The sequence below is a fragment of the Aureibacillus halotolerans genome, assembly GCF_004363045.1.
GTDB lineage: Bacteria > Bacillota > Bacilli > Bacillales > DSM-28697 > Aureibacillus > Aureibacillus halotolerans.
In genome coordinates this window covers 49751-68229 of the sequence record NZ_SNYJ01000004.1, presented here as the reverse complement: position 1 = coordinate 68229, position 18479 = coordinate 49751, and the positions used below count along the sequence as shown (strand labels likewise).

Annotated in this window: 17 protein-coding genes and 1 riboswitch; of the genes, 12 read left to right on the top strand and 5 right to left on the bottom strand. The window is 43.8% G+C overall.

The window, feature by feature from the left end:
- Positions 1 to 295 precede the first annotated feature (295 nt).
- Positions 296 to 1828 (bottom strand): glycosyltransferase family 2 protein, encoded by a 1533-nt coding sequence (locus EV213_RS06305; protein WP_133579666.1) that lies wholly within the window; start codon positions 1826 to 1828, stop codon positions 296 to 298.
- 139 nt (positions 1829 to 1967) lie between these two features.
- Positions 1968 to 2011, top strand: a riboswitch (PreQ1 riboswitch).
- An 82-nt stretch (positions 2012 to 2093) separates the two neighbouring features.
- Between EV213_RS06305 and queC the strand changes: the two genes are divergently transcribed.
- The 5 genes from queC (at position 2094) to EV213_RS06280 (ending at position 5974) form a co-directional block, all read left to right on the top strand.
- Positions 2094 to 2756, top strand: coding sequence for a 7-cyano-7-deazaguanine synthase QueC (gene queC / locus EV213_RS06300; protein WP_133579665.1), 663 nt, complete (start codon positions 2094 to 2096; stop codon positions 2754 to 2756).
- Positions 2756 to 3232 (top strand): 6-carboxytetrahydropterin synthase QueD, encoded by a 477-nt coding sequence (queD, locus tag EV213_RS06295; RefSeq protein WP_133579664.1) that lies wholly within the window; start codon positions 2756 to 2758, stop codon positions 3230 to 3232. Before queC ends, queD begins: the two co-directional genes overlap by 1 nt.
- Positions 3220 to 3954 carry a 7-carboxy-7-deazaguanine synthase QueE gene (gene queE, locus EV213_RS06290; protein WP_133579663.1) on the top strand — a complete coding sequence of 245 codons (735 nt, stop codon included), beginning with the start codon at positions 3220 to 3222 and terminating at the stop codon, positions 3952 to 3954. The genes queD and queE overlap by 13 nt, the downstream gene beginning before the upstream one ends.
- A gap of 22 nt (positions 3955 to 3976) precedes the next feature.
- Positions 3977 to 4819 carry a phosphotransferase family protein gene (locus EV213_RS06285; protein ID WP_133579662.1) on the top strand — a complete coding sequence of 281 codons (843 nt, stop codon included), beginning with the start codon at positions 3977 to 3979 and terminating at the stop codon, positions 4817 to 4819.
- 372 nt (positions 4820 to 5191) lie between these two features.
- Entirely contained in the window at positions 5192 to 5974 is a 783-nt protein-coding gene (locus EV213_RS06280) for a hypothetical protein (protein ID WP_133579661.1), read from the top strand.
- A 42-nt stretch (positions 5975 to 6016) separates the two neighbouring features.
- On the opposite strand, the gene EV213_RS06275 is transcribed toward EV213_RS06280, so the two are convergent.
- Positions 6017 to 7081 carry a nitric oxide synthase oxygenase gene (locus EV213_RS06275; protein WP_133579660.1) on the bottom strand — a complete coding sequence of 355 codons (1065 nt, stop codon included), beginning with the start codon at positions 7079 to 7081 and terminating at the stop codon, positions 6017 to 6019.
- Positions 7082 to 7670: 589 nt separating this feature from the next.
- A complete protein-coding gene (locus tag EV213_RS06270; RefSeq protein WP_243740007.1) occupies positions 7671 to 8537 on the bottom strand; it encodes a M23 family metallopeptidase in 867 nt (288 codons plus the stop codon).
- 309 nt (positions 8538 to 8846) lie between these two features.
- Between EV213_RS06270 and EV213_RS06265 the strand changes: the two genes are divergently transcribed.
- From EV213_RS06265 to EV213_RS06250, 4 genes are all read left to right on the top strand, one after another.
- On the top strand, positions 8847 to 9248 hold the full coding sequence (locus tag EV213_RS06265; protein ID WP_133579659.1) for a hypothetical protein: 402 nt from the start codon (positions 8847 to 8849) through the stop codon (positions 9246 to 9248).
- Positions 9249 to 9315: 67 nt separating this feature from the next.
- Positions 9316 to 9843: a DUF1772 domain-containing protein gene (locus EV213_RS06260; RefSeq protein WP_133579658.1), complete on the top strand. Its 528-nt coding sequence runs from the start codon at positions 9316 to 9318 to the stop codon at positions 9841 to 9843.
- A gap of 184 nt (positions 9844 to 10027) precedes the next feature.
- Positions 10028 to 11128 (top strand): sensor histidine kinase, encoded by a 1101-nt coding sequence (locus EV213_RS06255; protein ID WP_133579657.1) that lies wholly within the window; start codon positions 10028 to 10030, stop codon positions 11126 to 11128.
- Positions 11113 to 11805, top strand: a complete 693-nt coding sequence (locus tag EV213_RS06250) for a response regulator transcription factor (RefSeq protein WP_133579656.1) — start codon at positions 11113 to 11115, stop codon at positions 11803 to 11805. Before EV213_RS06255 ends, EV213_RS06250 begins: the two co-directional genes overlap by 16 nt.
- Before the next feature lie 93 nt (positions 11806 to 11898).
- On the opposite strand, the gene EV213_RS06245 is transcribed toward EV213_RS06250, so the two are convergent.
- Both EV213_RS06245 and EV213_RS06240 read right to left on the bottom strand, forming a co-directional pair.
- A complete protein-coding gene (locus tag EV213_RS06245) occupies positions 11899 to 12573 on the bottom strand; it encodes a copper homeostasis protein CutC (protein WP_133579655.1) in 675 nt (224 codons plus the stop codon).
- Positions 12566 to 13594 (bottom strand): asparaginase, encoded by a 1029-nt coding sequence (locus EV213_RS06240; protein ID WP_133579654.1) that lies wholly within the window; start codon positions 13592 to 13594, stop codon positions 12566 to 12568. The genes EV213_RS06245 and EV213_RS06240 overlap by 8 nt, the downstream gene beginning before the upstream one ends.
- A gap of 174 nt (positions 13595 to 13768) precedes the next feature.
- Between EV213_RS06240 and EV213_RS06235 the strand changes: the two genes are divergently transcribed.
- The 3 genes from EV213_RS06235 to EV213_RS06225 all read left to right on the top strand — a co-directional run bounded on the left by EV213_RS06235 (position 13769) and on the right by EV213_RS06225 (position 18462).
- Positions 13769 to 15067 carry a S8 family peptidase gene (locus tag EV213_RS06235; RefSeq protein WP_166639182.1) on the top strand — a complete coding sequence of 433 codons (1299 nt, stop codon included), beginning with the start codon at positions 13769 to 13771 and terminating at the stop codon, positions 15065 to 15067.
- 1026 nt (positions 15068 to 16093) lie between these two features.
- Complete coding sequence (locus EV213_RS06230; protein WP_133579652.1) at positions 16094 to 17452, top strand: cytochrome ubiquinol oxidase subunit I; 1359 nt, start codon at positions 16094 to 16096, stop codon at positions 17450 to 17452.
- Positions 17449 to 18462: a cytochrome d ubiquinol oxidase subunit II gene (locus tag EV213_RS06225; RefSeq protein ID WP_133579651.1), complete on the top strand. Its 1014-nt coding sequence runs from the start codon at positions 17449 to 17451 to the stop codon at positions 18460 to 18462. The genes EV213_RS06230 and EV213_RS06225 overlap by 4 nt, the downstream gene beginning before the upstream one ends.
- The last annotated feature ends 17 nt before the right edge of the window (positions 18463 to 18479 follow it).

Sequence of the window (18479 nt, the reverse complement as noted above, 5' to 3'; positions counted from 1 at the left end):
AAAGCGAGCCGCAAAATAGGGAAAGCGAGCCCAAAAAGTGCACAAGTGAGCCGAATCAGTTAAAGCGAGCCTAAAATGATCGGAAGCGAGCCCGAATGGGAGAAAAGCGAGCCGCAAAATAGGGAAAGCGAGCCCAAAAAGTGCACAAGCGAGCTGAATCAGTTAAAGCGAGCCTAAATTGATCGGAAGCGAGCCCGAATGGGAGAAAAGCGAGCCGCAAAATGGGGAAAGCGAGCCCAAAAAGTGCACAAGTGAGCCGAAGCCACGCTCGCTTGTTTTTTTACTGGCTTCTACCTTATTCTTCAAACGCTATCAATGTCGGATTCTCATCTAATATCGACTCATACTGGGCAGAGTCTCCATAGTGCGCGTCTTTGTCCAGGGCTTTATAACGTTCATATTTAGAGAGGCGATCTTCTTCCCTGGACCAGCCTAGATGCTTGACTCTTAGCGTGGATAGACTGTTAGGCAGGCTCCAAAGATTGTTCGGAAATCGCCCACAGTGCTGAGCCGTTTCATGCCACGTGTAGAGGAATTCGGGCTGGTAGCGGAGCAGAAATGGTCTGTAGAGGTGATGGGCGTTCCAGTGTGCATCCTCACGGTAATGGGTCTCGTTCCAAAAATCATAAAGCTGGAAGGAATATAGGTCGTAGGCTTCCTGGTCAATGAGGTGCTTTATCTTCGTAGCGGCCGCCTTTTCAAACATCTCATCGGCGTCGAGGTTTAAAATCCAATCCGGCTTTGTCAGCAATGTCTCCTTCCATTGCTGTTTACGTAACGAGATTTCATCTGCGAACTGGGACGTGTCGTTTCGTATAAGGGTTAATGGAATATCCTTTAAAATCTCCTGACAAAGCTGAGCCGTTTGATCGGTACTGCCATCATCAATGATGACAGCATCGGTAATGTAGGGGAGATGGGAGTGGAGGACCTGTTTTAGAAAGCGCTGCTCCTCATTTCTCACGATCATCGACAGCGTTACTCTTGGGTGGGCCATCACTTCGAGCCTAGGCTCTTCTGGAGAAGTGCGCCCAAGGAATTGTTTAGCTTCCGCAATGTCAGAATCTCGGTAAATGTGAAACGCGGGATAATGTGTATCAACATAAAGTGGAAAGCCTAACGCTGCGGCACGGACGCAAAAATGGCGGTCTTCGCCCCAAAAACTCAAATTGTAAATTTCCCCGAAATGAACACCGCGCTCCAAGGCATGCTTGGAGAGAAACGTACATGCTCCAAGACCGCCTACCTCATACACGCCGGGCTGCTTCAAAGTTTCTAGAAAGTTTCCAAAACGTTTCATGCTTTCGGCATCGGGCACACTTTCGCCGCGTTGTTGATCCCATTGTGTGTACTCGTCCTTTAGCCAGACTTGTGGTTGCGCCATCGCCCCTGCTTGCCACTGTGTCCAGAACACTTCAGAGAGGATGTCTTTCTCCTGCTCGGCTAAATGCCGCAGTGTGTCAGGGTGAAGCAGTAGATCGGAATCGACCAAAAACAGTCCATCTACATTTTGAATCAAGGCAGCATCAATCATTTCATTTTTAAAAGCTGCCACTTTCCAAACGAGGTGGTCGCTCCAAAAGTGGGTATCTTCGGTCTTCGTATAGTTATCCTGCTTGTTAGATGGATCAATGCGGACGTTTGGCCATTTCTCAGCAAAGGCTTTAAGGAGCTTTGTGCTCTGCGGATCTGTATTGTCATCAATAAAATAAAACGAAAGCTCCTGTGGTGTTTCGTCAATGACCCGCCCTAACGATTGCAGGAACAGTTGGAGAATTTCAGGTTTTTGATGAATTGGGCTTGCAACAAGAATGCGATCGATAGACATGACTAAAAGCTCCTCCTTCTACGTGCACTTTGTTCAGCCTATGCAGCGCTGGTTTGTCCAAGTGCCATTGAAGTTTTGCTTTTTCAAATGAGCGGTCTATGGTACTCTAGGAAAGACAATTTCATCATCATTCCGTTTAACGGGAGAGGTTCTAGAGCACCCTCTATAAAAAACTAAGGAAGGCTGTGTTGCACAGCTTTGTTTGTTTATGATTATTTTGGTGTGATAGATTCTCTCTTTCAGAAGTGAAAGGAGAATTTTTTTTATGGGATTAAATGAAGAAAAAGCTGTCGTTGTATTTAGCGGCGGACAAGATAGTACGACATGCTTGTTTTGGGCGAAGCAGACATTCAAAGAAGTGATTGCAGTCACCTTCAATTATGGTCAGCGGCATGCGGCTGAAATTGAAGTGGCGCAGGCAATTGCAGCGGAGCAAGAAGTGGCACACCATGTGCTCGACCTGTCTTTGCTGAATCAGCTGGCACCAAACGCGCTCACGCGAGCAGATATTGAGATTGAGCAGAAGGACGGAGAGCTTCCATCTACTTTTGTCCCTGGGCGAAATCTCGTCTTTCTTTCCTTTGCCGGTATTTTGGCGCACCAGGTTGGCGCAAAGCATCTCGTCACGGGGGTATGCGAAACGGATTTTAGTGGGTATCCTGACTGTCGCGATGCTTTTGTGAAGTCCCTCAACGTCACCTTGAACCTATCGATGGACAAGGACTTTGTGTTGCATACACCACTCATGTGGTTGGATAAAGCCGATACGTGGGGCATGGCCGATGACCTTGGTGTACTGAATTATGTCCAGCAAAAAACGCTCACCTGTTATGAAGGCATTGTAGGTGTGGGCTGTGGCGTTTGTCCAGCATGTGTGCTACGTGCTAACGGACTTGCTGCGTATTTGCAACGCAAGGAGGTTCGTTAATGGAGGCTTACGGATTTCGCATTGTTGACCAGCTGCAAAAAATCGACGTAGATATAAAAAAAGACCAGCTTCGGTATCATCAGAAGCGTGTTCTCGTCTCCAAAGAATTTACGTTCGATGCGGCGCATCACCTCCACCATTACGAAGGCAAATGTAAAAATCTCCATGGGCATACCTACAAGGTAATATTTGGGGTAAGTGGGTTCGTGGACGAACGGGGTTTAATGATGGATTTTGCAGATATTAAGCAGATCTGGAAGGACGAGATTGAGGTGCATTTGGATCACCGCTATTTGAATGAAACCCTTCCGCCTATGAACACGACAGCTGAAAATATGGTTGTATGGATATATGAAAAAATGGCTGACGCCTTAAGCCACGCGGTGTGTGAAGAACAGCAGGCGCGTGTTGAATTTGTTCGTTTGTTCGAGACACCTACGAGCTTCGCAGAGGCGCGAAGGGAGTGGATGGAATGATTCCAGTTCTTGAAATTTTTGGACCGACGATACAAGGCGAGGGCATGGTGGTAGGGAGAAAAACCATGTTTGTCCGAACTGCTGGTTGTGATTATCGCTGCACTTGGTGTGACTCTGCGTTCACATGGGATGGGAGTGCGAAGGAGGATATTCGTCAGTTGTCGGTCGAAGACGTATGGCACGAGCTAAAGCAGGCTGGTGGTGAGAACTTTGACCACGTGACCATTTCAGGAGGGAATCCTGCACTGCTCCGACATCTTGGTGACCTCATTGACCTTCTTCACAACAATGGCTGCCAAGTGGCTCTTGAAACACAGGGCAGTGTTTGGCAAGACTGGTTTCTTAACATCGATGATTTGACAATTTCGCCGAAACCACCAAGCTCAGGCATGGAGACAGACTTTTCCAAGCTGGATGACATTCTTTCAAAGGTAGAGGAGGCAGACCGGACAACCACGCACACTAGCTTAAAGGTTGTTGTCTTTGATAAGGCAGACTTTGCGTATGCTGAACATGTGCATCAGCGGTATCCTCAAGTGCCGTTTTACGTTCAAGTCGGCAACCCTGATCCCCTCACAGACGAGCAAACAAACCTAGTTTCTGGGCTTTTGGACGATTATGAAGCCTTGGTCGATCGTGTTGTTGCCTCTTCTGCGATGAACAATGTTCGAGTGCTGCCACAATTGCATGTGTTGATATGGGGAAATAAACGAGGCGTTTAACATTGAAGGGGGATGTGCTGTTATGGAGAAGCAAATCGAGAAGATTCTTGACCATTTGCGAACAAGCCTGATTGTACCAGCAAACTGCTCAGAAGTGACTACTCTTACAGGTGGCACGGAGAGCTCGGTCTATGCCATTGGCTCTTCCGCACAGCCCTATGCCTATGTTCTCAAACGAAATGCGAACCATCATAGCGAAACCGAATTTTTGCGTCAGTATGAAGACATCACACTCTTCCCAAATGTCGTGTATGAAACAGACGATTATTATGTGTATGAATTTTTGTCGGGGACTACTGGCGCCTCTCCCTCAGGTTATAAAGCAACGTGGTTACGAAAGCTCGTTTTGCAAGTGATTAACGCCTATGCTCAGCAAGTGGAGACGTCATCAGTGCACTGGCGGGAGGCGCCAGCAACGGCAGCGCAATGGCAGCAAGAGGCAAGAACAGTCATTGCTTCACGCTTCACAGACGCTGAACATGCGATCGCACGAGACCTTCTTTACACGCGTTCTAAGAGTATAGAGCATGCCCACACCTATCTGCTTCACGGGGACTTAGGTGTTCATAACATGGTGTTTGAGGACACAGAGATGGTTGGTGTGATCGACCCAATCCCTTGTGTGGGAAGGCCGTTGTACGATGTGCTCTACGCATTTTTTTCCTCACCGGACGATTTGACTTTGGACGTTTTGCAGCAGGCAGTAACTGTCATGAAGCATCCGTACCGAGGGACCCAACAGCATTTTGCCGGGGAAGCTGTTTTGGCATTGTATCAACGAATGGCCACCTGCCTCATTCATCATCCTGACGATTTTCCTGCCTATCAACTGGCATGGACGTATTGGACTGAGCTACTGGATTGACACTTTTACGGTTGATGTAATCACTGCTTACGTTCGCAAGGATGTGCCTACCGAATACCATTCTATACGCGGTCATTCGGTTCCGTTTGTTATATAACCACTATTTTCCTTAGCATCATGCCAAGAATGTGCTAATTTTCCTCGGCGCAAAAAAAATTATATATGGACAAAATTCTCCGCTGACACTCATGTGTAAAACGTGATGTCTCCCTCATTTGCCCGTTTTTCGATTCCGGATATACAGCACGGAAACATGCATTAATTCCCATATTACGTATGCGAATGTAGGTTCAGATTTCATCAAATGATTGCCACGTCTCTTTTTGGGGAATGTCCTTTGAAAGACATCCTATTTAGAAAGGAGGAGAAAAGATGAGCTTAGGTCATCGTTATACATCGGTAAAGCACATGGCTGAAAAGGATGGTGCCATTGAAGCGATGTTCATGTATGACATGTTTACATCGAACAAAACAAGGCATTGGGCAGATTGCAAATTTCATTTGCTTGTCCCAAACATGAACGACTTTTCAAAACATGACTGGCTTGGACAGTTATCACCTGTGGCGCTTCAGTATGAAGAGAACGGAAAAACAGTTGTGCTGTTTGAGCATTTAGGACGTGCAGAGTTTCATTTTTACGATCAACATGAGCCCTTCATTGGGAAATACGTTAGCATGAAACGCTCCTTTAATTTATCACTTCAATATGATAACCTTGGCATTCTCAGTCTTCCATCAGAAGCTGAAAAGCATAGCGTCCTTTCGAAAGATATCCAGCTCTTGTTTTATCAATGGATTGATTCTTGGATTGTAGGCATGCGTAGCTTCCAATACGGCGAGCACGCGAGAAGCATGGCGATATTATGTGATGTGAGAGCGAGCCTAGTCCAAATAGCACGGATACTAAACCAAGCGACAATTGATGGCGAAGATCCCTATCAAAACATTGAAAAGGATTTAACTGATGCATCGTATACAAGGCTTCGTGCCACAACAGCAAGGCTCCAGCCAGAAGAAATTCGTGCAGGCTATATTGCATCTTGGCGTTGGGGCAAAGACATGTTCACAGCAATGGCGCCCTTATATAACGTTATCATTGATCCTACATTCATGAAAAAAACTGAATGCATGATGAACGTAAAAACACCCCAATGAGAGATCATCGTTGGGGTGTTTTTTTATGTAGATATTTAAATGTTACCCATACAAAGAAGCTTGATAATGATAGTTTGGGGAGAGCACTTTGTTTTCATAGGATTGATGAAAGATATGCGTTGTTGCAGGAGAAACGGGTGGAATTAACCATGACCAATCACCAGTAACGTGGCGGCACGCTTTGTGTTCTTGCGCTTCAAAATGCTTGAATTGCTTGGCGGCTGTGTGATGGTCAACGATGGTTACTCCATGCTTCTTAAACGACTCAATCACGGCGATATTTAGCTCAAGTAACGCTTTATCTCGCCATAAGGTACTTTCCCTTGATGAGTCAAAGCCTGCGATCTCCGCCATCATAGGAAGCAAATTATATCGGGCCTCATCTGCAAGGTTACGTGCACCAATTTCGGTTTCCATATACCAGCCATTAAATGGGGCTGCGGGATAGGTGTGGCCTCCGATCTCAAGCGACATATCTGAAATAATCGGCACAGCATACCACTCAAGAGACAGATCCTCCACCTGCTCATAAGTAGGGTGTGAGAGCGGCACACGTAAAATGTAGGCTTCAGGAATCGGGAATAGCGTTGGTGGAGAAGCGCCCGTTTGAATGACTAGCGGCAAGATGTCAAAGGCGGTTCTCTGAGGCTCCCAACCAAGATCAAGGCAATGTTTGGTAAAACGAATCGAGTGAGGGTCGCCGAGAACGCTTCCGTCGGCTTGCTCATACCCGGCATAGCGAAGCAATTGGTGGTTCCAAATGCGTACGTTTTCGGGAAACACCGTAATCGTAGGACGAATACGACCTTTATTGGTTGCGAAAGAAATATGGTCCAAAAGAGAAGTGTAAACATCTTTGACATTATGGACATGCCGCGCATCAAAAACGTGTAGCTTATCCCAAAATAAGCGCCCAATGCATCGATTGCTATTGCGCCAGGCCACCTTTGCGCCATAGGTCAATTCCTCTGAGGTGAGTTCGTATGTACCTTTCGTTTCAATACTTGCCAACACATCCGTCAACCGGCTTTGTTTTTCCGATGCAGGATAGTTCATTTCAGTATAAAACAGTTCAATAAACTCCGCTGCTTCCTCTTTCATAGGCATGTTCTACGCTCCCTCTTTTTCTTTCATTCTAAAGATGTGATGACCTTGGCGTCTAGTGCTATCCAGAGAATTAAACAAAATGTTTACGAAGGTAGAAAACTCAAATGTAATTTAGGAAGGTCTATAGGTAACGAATGATCAAAATCATTTAGGTATCGCCAGTCGTATTTTTCCGATAGTTCAATAACCAAAAGCGGTCACTAGTGATACTCCAGCAGCAAAGAAAACACGACGAGGTGCATGGGAATGACGACCGCTGCGTCAACAAACTTCGCTTTCTGTGGGGCACGGCTTCAGCTTCCTCAAAAAAGCAGGCTTTCCGAGGGGATCTTCAGCTCGCGTTGATCCCACTAGAGTCTACGTCTGTTGACTACGCTGATGTTTGTTTCTGCGCACATTGTTTATTGTGGTTTGGTCTCGTATAGAGGGTAAAAAGCCGTGTGGCAACCAAATCAGGCAAGTACGTGCAATGTTTCAAGGTAGATCACCTGGTGCCTCTTACACGAATGCCGTTTGGTAAAGAAATGAAGTGAAACCATAAAAGGTTGGTCTCATTTCATTTGTTCTTTATCATAACCAAAAGCGATGACTAGCGAGACTCCTGCGGTTGGATTACATCGCCTTGAATTGGTTCGATGTTGTTTTGAAAATGGATGCGAATTGATGCAGCATTATCAGGATTGGCATGGTCCATTAGTTGAAAATGGATATGCGCCTCTGATGAATTTCCAGAGTTACCACACTGTCCAAGAAATTGTCCTTCCTGCACTTCTTCGCCTTCTTCGACAACAATCGTGCCCTTTTTAAAGTGTGCAATCATACTATATTCGTTATTTGGATGTGCGATGATTGTGTGATTACCAGCAGGGTTTTCGGTTTCCATTTCTCCAGGGACATTGTCTCTAATCCCATCCACAACTGACACAACTTTGCCTTCATACGGCGCTACGACGTCTGCCCCAAAAGCGTAATAGTTATCATTAGAGAACGTCGTGTCTTTATATGTTTTATTGTCTTTTACCATGACTAAATCGTACGCATAGCGTTGCTGCTCATACGGATAATGATAATTTACAAATTCATTCGTGCCACCCCAGAATACAAACCACTCCTTCTGAATTGGCATACGATATGTATTTTTCGAGTACCGTTTATCTGTTGTTGGAAAACTGACATAAGGCTTTATAGCTAGCCCTGATATCAAAGCGTCTCTGTCAAAGGTAACATGAATAGACTTGGTTTTACTCTCATCTAACCAAAGGGTTCGCGTACCCCCTAAAAACTCATTTTGCAAAGCGGTGCCATAACTCTCGACCCCCTCGTTAAAAGAGTGCCCTACCTCATGAAGCTGTTCGGGCGTAATTAAATTTTGCAAATCCTTTGACATTGATTTATAAATCCTTTCAAATTCACCATTCAAAAAGTACGAACCAAATGAATCTTGATTGATCGTCAACTTTATTCCCCTCCAAAGCTTCAAATAAATCACTTAAAAGATCACCTAAATCTTAACATAAATATCAAGATTTATTTAGGGCGTGTCTTAAAACTCGCTCAGAGGCATCTGTCCCCGCTTTTTCGTCCCCATCTGCTCCCTTCTGAGTCCTCAGACACACCCTAGAAGTAGTGTTCAATATGGTTTTCTAATTGGAGAAGATATAGATTATGACATTTAATAAATAATTAATAAATGGATAAGGGTTCTATAAGCTATTGATCTTATAGTACGTACTGTAGAGATTAAACAAGGAAAGGAGAGATCAATATGTCAACCAATAGTGCGTACAAAACCTTGAATTGGGGACTTATTGTCACACTATCTATAATCGCTCTTATAAGACCATTTATGAGCATTTTGGGAATATCAGAGGCCGTTGGGAAACCAGTCGCAAGTATAACGGCGACAATCATAATTTCGATTGTTTGGATAGCGGCAGTTTATATGAAACGAGCATCTAAACCAATCGTCACATTAGTTTTTGTCGGGATTAATTATGGAATTTTAGTAATTATTATTAGTGGTATTTTATCACCGATTCTAACGGGTCAATTGCAAGGACCTTTAACAAGTCCGTATGCAATTGTTAGTGTCTTGGTGACAAATGCGATATGGGGGCTTATCACAGGATTCATCGCAAGTGTCCTGCTAAAGATAAAAACAAAATAAGTGCCTGGGGTTGTTTTCATAGGAACGACCCCATGAAAAGGTGAAAAGGAAATGGATGAGGGTGTTTATGAAAAATGTACTTTCTAATTTTACGAGCGTGATTGTTTTGATTTATGCATGGCTACAGATCATATTCCTTGGAGGATTTATCATTGAAAACATACTTCTGTACCCTAATGTATTTCACGATGTTCCACACTCAGTCGAAGTGACTTCGGAGTTTTTGCAAGTGACAAGTCCGGGGACCTACTTTCCGATAATAGGCATGTCAGTCATAGGTGCCGGGATTGTTACTTTAATCTTTACATGGAAATTAAAAAACATCCGAGGTTGGATATTAGGTAGCCTTATCGTCTTTATTTTAGGTAACTTCATTTTTTCCGTCATTTATGCCTGGCCAAGGAATATCATATTGTTTGAAGAAGGGGCGGCTGTTCATTCCACAGTCTATTTGCAGCAAGTTGCTAATGAATTTATTACAGGAAATTGGGTTAGAGTAGTCACATCAGTTACAACGGCAATACTTGCATTTATCGGGTGGATGAGATTCTATCGTTATAAAATGACAATTGGAGAAAGGTCCACTGAAAAATAAGCAGGAGCATATTCTAATACCATATAGGTTTATTAGACAAAGACTGTCGTTAAACCGGCAGTCTCTTTATAGTATAATGTCGACGAATATATGGCGATTTTATAATTAGTGAACTCAATCGGTATGTTTCGGAAAAATGATTTTTAAGAACTATAATAATTGATCACTTAAGCAGGTGGTAGCGTTGTCAATCAAGAAAAGATTAGTTTTATCAAATATAGGGATGATTATTATTCCTGTCGTTTCCATCGTTATCTTTGAGATTTTTATTGGATATTTATTATTTGTTGTTTTCAAGGGCAATCCGCAGAGTGAAAATCTTGATTTATTTATCAGCCTTCGCTTTATAGGGATGTTACTTATTTTAATCATAACAAATGGGCTACTCACCTATTTTGTATCAAAAAGTATTATCAATCCCATAAAGAAATTAATGAATGCAACTAAAAAAATCAGTGAAGGAGATTTGGATTTTAGTGTTGCATCGGATAAAAAGGATGAACTCGGTGAACTTTCTAATACATTTGAAAAAATGCGTTTGGATTTGAAAGAAGCGCAAGCAGATCAGTTACGATATGAAAAAAGTCGCAAGGAGCTAATTGCTAGTATCTCCCATGATTTGAAAACACCATTAACATCGATCAAAGGGTATGTAAAAGGTATTCAAGATGGGGTGGCAAATACTCCTGAAAAAGTCGAACGATACATTCGAACGATCGATCATAAGGCAAATGACATGGATGTATTACTTGATGAATTTTTCTTATACTCAAAGTTAGATCTGGAGCGTATCCCATTCAAATTTGAGGATATGGATCTTTATTCATTCTTCAATGATTTTATTGACGAATTAAGATTTGATATTCAAATGGATCAAGGGTCTGCAAATCTTTTTGCCAATGAGGAAGAATCTTATATTGTGAAGGCTGATCGTGAACAAATAAAGCGAGTGGTAACAAATATTGTTCAAAACAGCTTTAAATATATGGATAAAGAAAGTCAACACCTTCAGGTTCGTTTAAAATCCGATCTGGATCAGGTCTTTGTGAAGATAAAAGACAATGGAAGTGGGATATCCAAAGAGGATCTGCCGTTTATTTTTACGAGCTTTTATCGGACAGATTCATCACGAAACTCGGAGACTGGCGGAAGTGGGCTTGGCTTATCAATAGCAAAGAAAATTGTTAATGGACATGGAGGAACCATTTGGGCACATAGTCAACTAGGCGAAGGGACAAGTATTAATTTCACACTAAAGAAGGTGTTAAATTGCAAAGAATCTTGATTATTGAAGACGAATTAAGTATTGCAGAGTTAGAAAGGGACTACCTAGAAGTAAACGGATTTGCTAGTGATATTGCTTCGACGGGTGAAGAGGGACTGAAAAAGGCACAAACAAACGCATATGATCTGATTTTATTGGACGTAATGCTCCCCGGCATTAATGGATTTGATTTGTGCAAACAATTAAGAAGGACATTAGATATTCCAATATTAATGATAACAGCTAGAAAGGAGGATATAGATAAAATAAGGGGGTTCGATCGCGGAGCAGATGATTATATTGTAAAACCATTTAATCCTAATGAGTTGGTTGCAAGAGTTAAAGCCCATTTATCAAGATATGAACGATTAGTTCACCGTAAAAAGGAATCTGATATAATTCATGTCGGAGAATTATCTATTGATCAAAACGCCAGGCGAGTTTTTTTAAATGACGAGGAAAGAACGTTCACCGCAAAGGAATTTGACCTTTTAGTATTTTTGGCAATGAATCCTAATATAGTGTTTAGCAAGGAACATTTATTCGAACGTATTTGGGGTTTTGATTCAATGGGGGATCTTACAACTGTGACGGTCCATATTCGGAAGATAAGGGAGAAATTAGAACCATCCCCCTCCAATCCAAAATATATCGAAACAGTATGGGGTGTCGGATATCGATTTGTAAAAGGCGATTAAGTGGCATTGTTAAAAATCAATCAAAAAACGTTCAATCAAGGCTTTCTCTGATTGAACATTTTTGGTTTGAAATTAATTATTTTGTTCAAAACTTCAAGATCGAATTGTCTCCTTAAACCGATGAATGGCATTTGCATCTATTCCATTAGCAAAGGATCCGTCAACCCGAGCCGCTGAACCGATGTGGTAATGCTGGCCTTGTAAAACGCTATGCACTTGCGCGATATTGTCTATTGTCAGCCCGCTGCCAAGCAGGATCTCCGGGCCATCGCAAGCGCTCATAGCTTTTAATGTATCGAGTCCGTCTGCCACCGTTTGACCACCGCCTGATGTCAACACCGTTTGAATCTCCCCTAGTGCTGCAAGCTGTTGGTAAGCAGTGAGAGGGTCTCGTGCGGCGTCTATCGCACGGTGAAATGTGATAGCAGCCCCGTCAGCGATGGCTATCACCTCCTGCATAAACGCTGAATCAATATCACCTTCTCGCGTTAGTGCACCGATTACAATGCCTTCTGCCCCTAACTCAATCGCATGTGACAAGTCACGCTTCATCAGTTCTTTTTCTTCCTCCGTATACGTGAAGGAACGGCTGTGGGGTCGGATCATGACACGAACAGGGATGGTGACCGCATGAACTACTGCCTCAATCACACTATAGCTTGGTGTGAGACCACCTTCAGGCATGGCCGTCACTAGCTCCAGCCTGTCCGCACCAGCGGCTTCTGCTTGCCTTGCATCTTCAGGGAGTAACACAATCACTTCAAGCATGAAAACCCTCCATTTTATTACATTCATTTACTAGATGAACCGTTGATTTGCCAACCGGAACCCCTGCGTCATTTACCACCGTTTTTGAACGTAACTTGTGCAGACGTTCAATCGTATCTTTGTTGTCATAATGAATCTGCTCAAGCAGGTTCGCCACAAGAAATGGCCATACATGCTCGGCTCCACTGAGGACTTTAAGCGCAAAGGCCATTTTCTCTTTTCGTAAGGCAAAACAGTAAACCCCTTGAGCGCCGCCTTTTGCGACAATATTGTCGTCTTCTAACAACGCGGTGCAAATGAAATTATGCGAAGCGACAATAGTTGGGTGCTGATTCATAATGTCACCTATGGCAGTGACGGTTTTTCGCAACGCCTGATCTTCAATCAGCTCTGGCACAGCAAATTTCAAATACGATATTGCCATATGCTGTAAAGGTACAGCAAATACCGGAACGCCACAGCCATCTGTACCGAGCTCAATTTCCTCTTTCGGAACCTCAGCCAATATGGAGAGGACATCAAGAATGCGCTGTTGCACAGGGTGATCGAGATGTTCATAATCTTTTTCTGGCCAACCGTGTGCTCGACACGCCGCCAACAGCCCGAGATGTTTTCCGGCGCAATTGTGATGCAGCTTACGGTGAGGCTGCTGCTGCCAAAGACGCTCGAATTTTGGTGCCTCATTCAAAGGATAGGATGCATGGCAAACAAGTTGGTCCTCTGCAAGTCCAAGCTTCTCAAGGAGGGATTGCAGAGCATGTTGGTGGTAGAGCTCTCCTCGTTGTGAGGCTGTGCAAAGGGCAGCCTCTGTCGTTGAAATACCGTATTTCTCAAAGACAGCGGTTTCAAACACAGGGATGGCTTGAATCGGTTTTAAGGCAGAGCGGTAGAATACAGGCGTTGTGGTGTCTCCGACAGAGAATATTGGTTGCTTTTCTGCATCAATGCCGCATACAAGCCCGTGATGGACATTTTCTAGTACATTCCCCCGCCACTCTTTTAATAGGATTGGAGCGATCACTCACGCATCCACCTTTCTAAGCTTCTTATTTTCTTCAAATGGTAGGGTTTGAGGTCCTCCTTGTCAAATGCGAATACCCTTTCACTGCGAACGGGTTATCGCGGAAGGACATCCACCGTGCCAGACAATTTCTTTCCTTCATACATTGAACGTAGATGGATGAGGAGGGAAGAAATGAACGGCTTTTCAATGATTCAAGCTGTGCGAACGCATGGTCACCTTATGGACAGGCGTCTAAAGCGTCGAATGGTCCGCATGTATCAGCCAATGCGGTGGATACCGTGCTTATTTCAGCATTGGATGGACGCGTTGTTAAGACGACGAAAAAATGTGGAAGTGATCGTCCAATTTCAAGGCAGTGCCAATTACAATCAGGGGATAAGACTTTTACAGGCATACACAGGGAAGAGATGGAGAAAGCAATTAAAACGACTTTTGCCTACGATGGCAGGCTGTGCGGTAAAACTGTCAATGAAAGAAATAGAAGCGTTATGTATTCATTGCCATTATATTAAAAAGATTTACCTAGATCGCGATATGTCCGTCCTCTTGGAGCGAACTGCGAAGTCTGTAAAAGTTGATCAACTATATCCACAAGGTGTTACGGGGAAAGGGGTAACTGTCGCTGTCCTTGATACAGGCGTGTCTCCTCATGAAGATTTGACATCAAGAATCATCGGCTTCAAAGATTTCGTCAAACATCGATTGACCCCTTACGATGACAATGGCCATGGCACACATTGCGCTGGGTGCATCGCTTCAGAGGGAGGGACATCAGAAGGTCGTTACCGTGGCATGGCACCTGAGGCGAGTCTCGTTGTCGTCAAAGTATTAAATCGCTTTGGCAGCGGTGCGTTGTCAGATGTGATTTCAGGAATTGATTGGTGTGTGCAGCATAAAAATGTCTATGGCATTCGTGTGCTCTCCATGTCTTTAGGTGGTCGAGCGCTTGAAGTACCAGAGGAGGACCCTGTCGTTCAAGCTGTGGAACGAGCGTGGAGGGCCGGCATAATGGTCATTGTAGCGGCAGGCAATGATGGGCCGGACATTGGCACCATTGCATCGCCAGGCATAAGTGCCGCAGCAATGACGGTTGGCGCAAGCGTTACGGATGGTGTAGCGACATTCTCGAGCCGTGGACCGACCGTGAATGGAGATGTCAAACCTGACATCTTGGCACCAGGAGTGAATATCATTTCATTACGCGCCCCAGGGTCTTGGCAAGACAAATTCGGAAGAAAGCATCGGCAAGGCGGACACCATTTTATATCCTCAGGTACATCCATGAGCACACCGATTGTAGCGGGCATTGCTGCGTTGCTATTTCAGCAAGCACCTCATGCCACGCCCGATGACATAAAGACAGTCATGCTGGCCACCTGCGATTCGTTTCACCTTGATCAGACGAGTGAAGGCGCAGGTGTTATTAATGCCGAAAAGGCGATCGAGCTGCTAAGAGAAAAAGAGTGGTGAGAGAAAAGAGGAGCAGGGCAACATCGATTCAGAAGTGCTTCTCATCGTGGTTTCGTTGCCGCAGGAGTCTCGCTAGTGACCGCTGGTTTTTAGAAGCTTACGTTTTGCACTTTCTGAATCGCTTGCTCCATATCAGATTCAATTTGTGAAGACACTCAATTGCTAGGATAGGCAGACTTAAAGGTGTAAAGAAGCCATTAATCGTTGCGAAATGTACGAATGTTGCTCAAGTCAACCCCAACTTTTTGGGTAAGATCCACAGAATTTGAAAAAACAGCAAAATCTACCGTCGCAATAATCCTGTGAAGCAGATGATCTTCGGGCATCAGGTGATATAATTCTGCATGAAGCGATGCGCTTACTTGGCTTGTTTACTAAAGCAACACAGCACAACTCAATTTTCCATGTTCACCATTATATGAGACCAATAAAAAATAAAACCAATTTACGCAGAAACAAACATCAGCGTAGTCAAAATACGTAGACTCCTGCGGGAACAGCGCGAGCTGAAGATCCCACAGGAAAGCTTGCTTTCCGAGGAAGCTGAAGCCGTGCCCGCGGAAAGCGAAGTATTTTGACGAAGCGGTCGTGATTCTTTTCACCCTAAAGGGCATAAGTGCATCATCGATTCGAAAGTACCTCACCGTGATTTCTTAGCCTTTAAAATAAAGCTTTATTTCTTTTGGAGGTGAAGGTAGTGAACGCGTTGATTCACTTTACTAAATAAGGTGGTGTTTTTCTCTAACTTCTAATAGACCTATCTCAAATTTCCTCCACTCAAGAACTGTTAGCGTCGAAGGTGGTTTTTGCGTTGCGAAAGTTGATTAATTAATATGAAGACTATCTCCATAAAGGGAAGTAGTCTTTTTTTGCGTAAAATGCACTGTAACAAAAAGTTTGTGCAATCCTTCACAAAAACCTCACAATATGGTCATGAAACCTTCACCACTTGTTTTCATAGATAGAGGATATGATGCTATTATTGTATGTAGAAGAGGTCTAAAAGATAACGATGAGGAGGCCGAAATGGAGTTTCTAGATACGGTTACGTTAAGTAGGTTAATTACAGCAATGACCTTAATTTTTCATATTATCTTCGCTACGTTAGGTGTTGGGGTTCCGTTATTCATTTCAATCGCAGAGTTTATCGGCATAAAAAAGAAAGACAAACATTATGAGTTATTGGCAAAGCGATGGGCGCGAGGCTTTGTGATCACAGTGGCGATTGGTGTAGTGACCGGTACAGCTATAGGGCTTCAGCTTTCATTAGTTTGGCCTAATTTTATGGAGTTGGCAGGGAATGTCATTGCACTGCCGCTGTTTATGGAAGTGTTTGCGTTTTTCTTTGAGGCCATCTTTCTAGGCATCTATTTGTATACGTGGGATCGCTTTAAAGGGAAATACACACACTGGTTTTTATCGATTCCGGTCGTTATCGGCGCAGGCATGTCAGCTGTATTTATAACGACAGTCAATTCGTTCATGAATTCACCTGCTGGATTTACGATGGTCAACGGTGAATTTGCCGCTGTGAACCCGTTAGAAGCGATGTTCAACCCATCGTCGCCAACGAGAATTCTCCACGTCTTAGGCGGGTCATATGTAACCGTTGCGGCGATCTTAGCAACGATTGCAGCCATTGCATTATTGCGCAAAAAAGGAGCAGCAGCCTATCATAAAAAAGCATTGAAGATGACGGTGATCTCAATCTTTGTGTTTTCTATTTTCACGGCAGTCGCGGGTGATGTTTCTGCAAAATATCTAGCAAAACATCAGCCAGAGAAATTAGCTGCTGCAGAATGGCATTTTGAAACAGAAGAAAATGCAGACTTAATTCTTTTTGGGTGGCTAAATGAAGAAAACGAACCAGTCGGTGAAATACGCCTTCCCGGATTTCTAAGCTTTTTAGCGCATGGTGATTTTTCGAGCGAGGTCACAGGGCTAAATGAGACGCCGGAAGACGAACGACCGCCATTAATCATTCACTATTTCTTTGATCTTATGGTATCGATCGGATTATTCCTGCTTGGCATTTCGTTTCTCTATCTTGTCTTAAGCCGCTTTAAACGCTTTAATGTCCACAATCGATTGATGCTCTGGATGCTTGCTGCTAGTGGACCGTTAGCTATGCTTGCTGTTGAATTCGGGTGGGTCTTTGCCGAGTTGGGCAGACAGCCGTGGATTTTAAGAGGCTATATGACCGTAGAAGAAGCAGCGACTTCATCCCCTTATATTCTACACATGTTCTTTCTGTTTTTAGCACTATACATTGTGCTCGGAACACTTTGTGTGCGTACGTTAAGGAAATTGTTCAAGGACAATCCTGTCGAAGTGGAACTAGAGAAACATTACCCTGAACTTAGCAAAGGGGATGAATCGGCATGAGCTACGAAATTGTAGGGATCACGGTATTGTGGTTGTTTTTATATGGGTACTTGATTGTCGCATCAATTGATTTTGGAGCAGGGTTTTACGCCTACTTTGCAAAGGTCTCTAAGCAAGATCACATCACCAACAAGTTAATTTCTCGGTATTTATCTCCTGTGTGGGAGGTGACCAATGTATTTCTCGTGTTCTTTTTTGTTGGCATCGTTGGGTTCTTCCCATCCACAGCGTATTATTTTGGCTCGGCCTTGCTCGTACCGGCGAGTATTGCCATTGTGTTATTGGCCATCCGAGGTTCGTTTTATGCGTTTGAAAATTACGGGTCCAAAAAAAGCAATACGTATATGTTTCTCTATGGGGCGACTGGATTGCTTATTCCCGCATCATTGTCAGTTGCTTTAATCCTTTCCGAGGGCGGTTTTATTACGGAAGAGGGTGGCGTTGTTTCTCTCCTTTATAAAACGTTATTTACGAGTCCCTTATCTTGGAGCATCGTCGTCTTGGCGATGGTCGCTGTGTTGTATATTAGCGCAAGCTTCTTGGCGTATTACGCATCACGAGCAAATGATCAACCTGCCCTTCAGTTAGTACGGAAGTGGGCGCTGTTTTGGTCAACGCCAACGATTATTATGGCACTAACCACGATGATCGCTTTAAGTCAACATAATGAGCGTCATTTTGAAAATATGCTGGATCTATGGTGGATCTTTGGTTTGTCCGTAGGCTCCTTCTTAGTCGCAGCCGGATTGTTGTATATGGGCAGGAATTATGGCACAGCCTTTATTGCGGTGATGCTACAATTTTTCTTCGCCTTCTTCGGTTATGGAATGGCACAGTATCCGTATTTGCTTTATCCATATATCAATATAGAAGATAGTGTCACGAACCCTTCCATGGCTGTAGCGCTCATTGTCGCCTTTATCGGCGGATTGTTGCTGCTCGTCCCTTCGTTAATTTTGCTCATGCGATTGTTTTTATTTGATGCAGATTATGTGAAAGGGAAAAAGTGAGTGTCGATTCAAGTCAT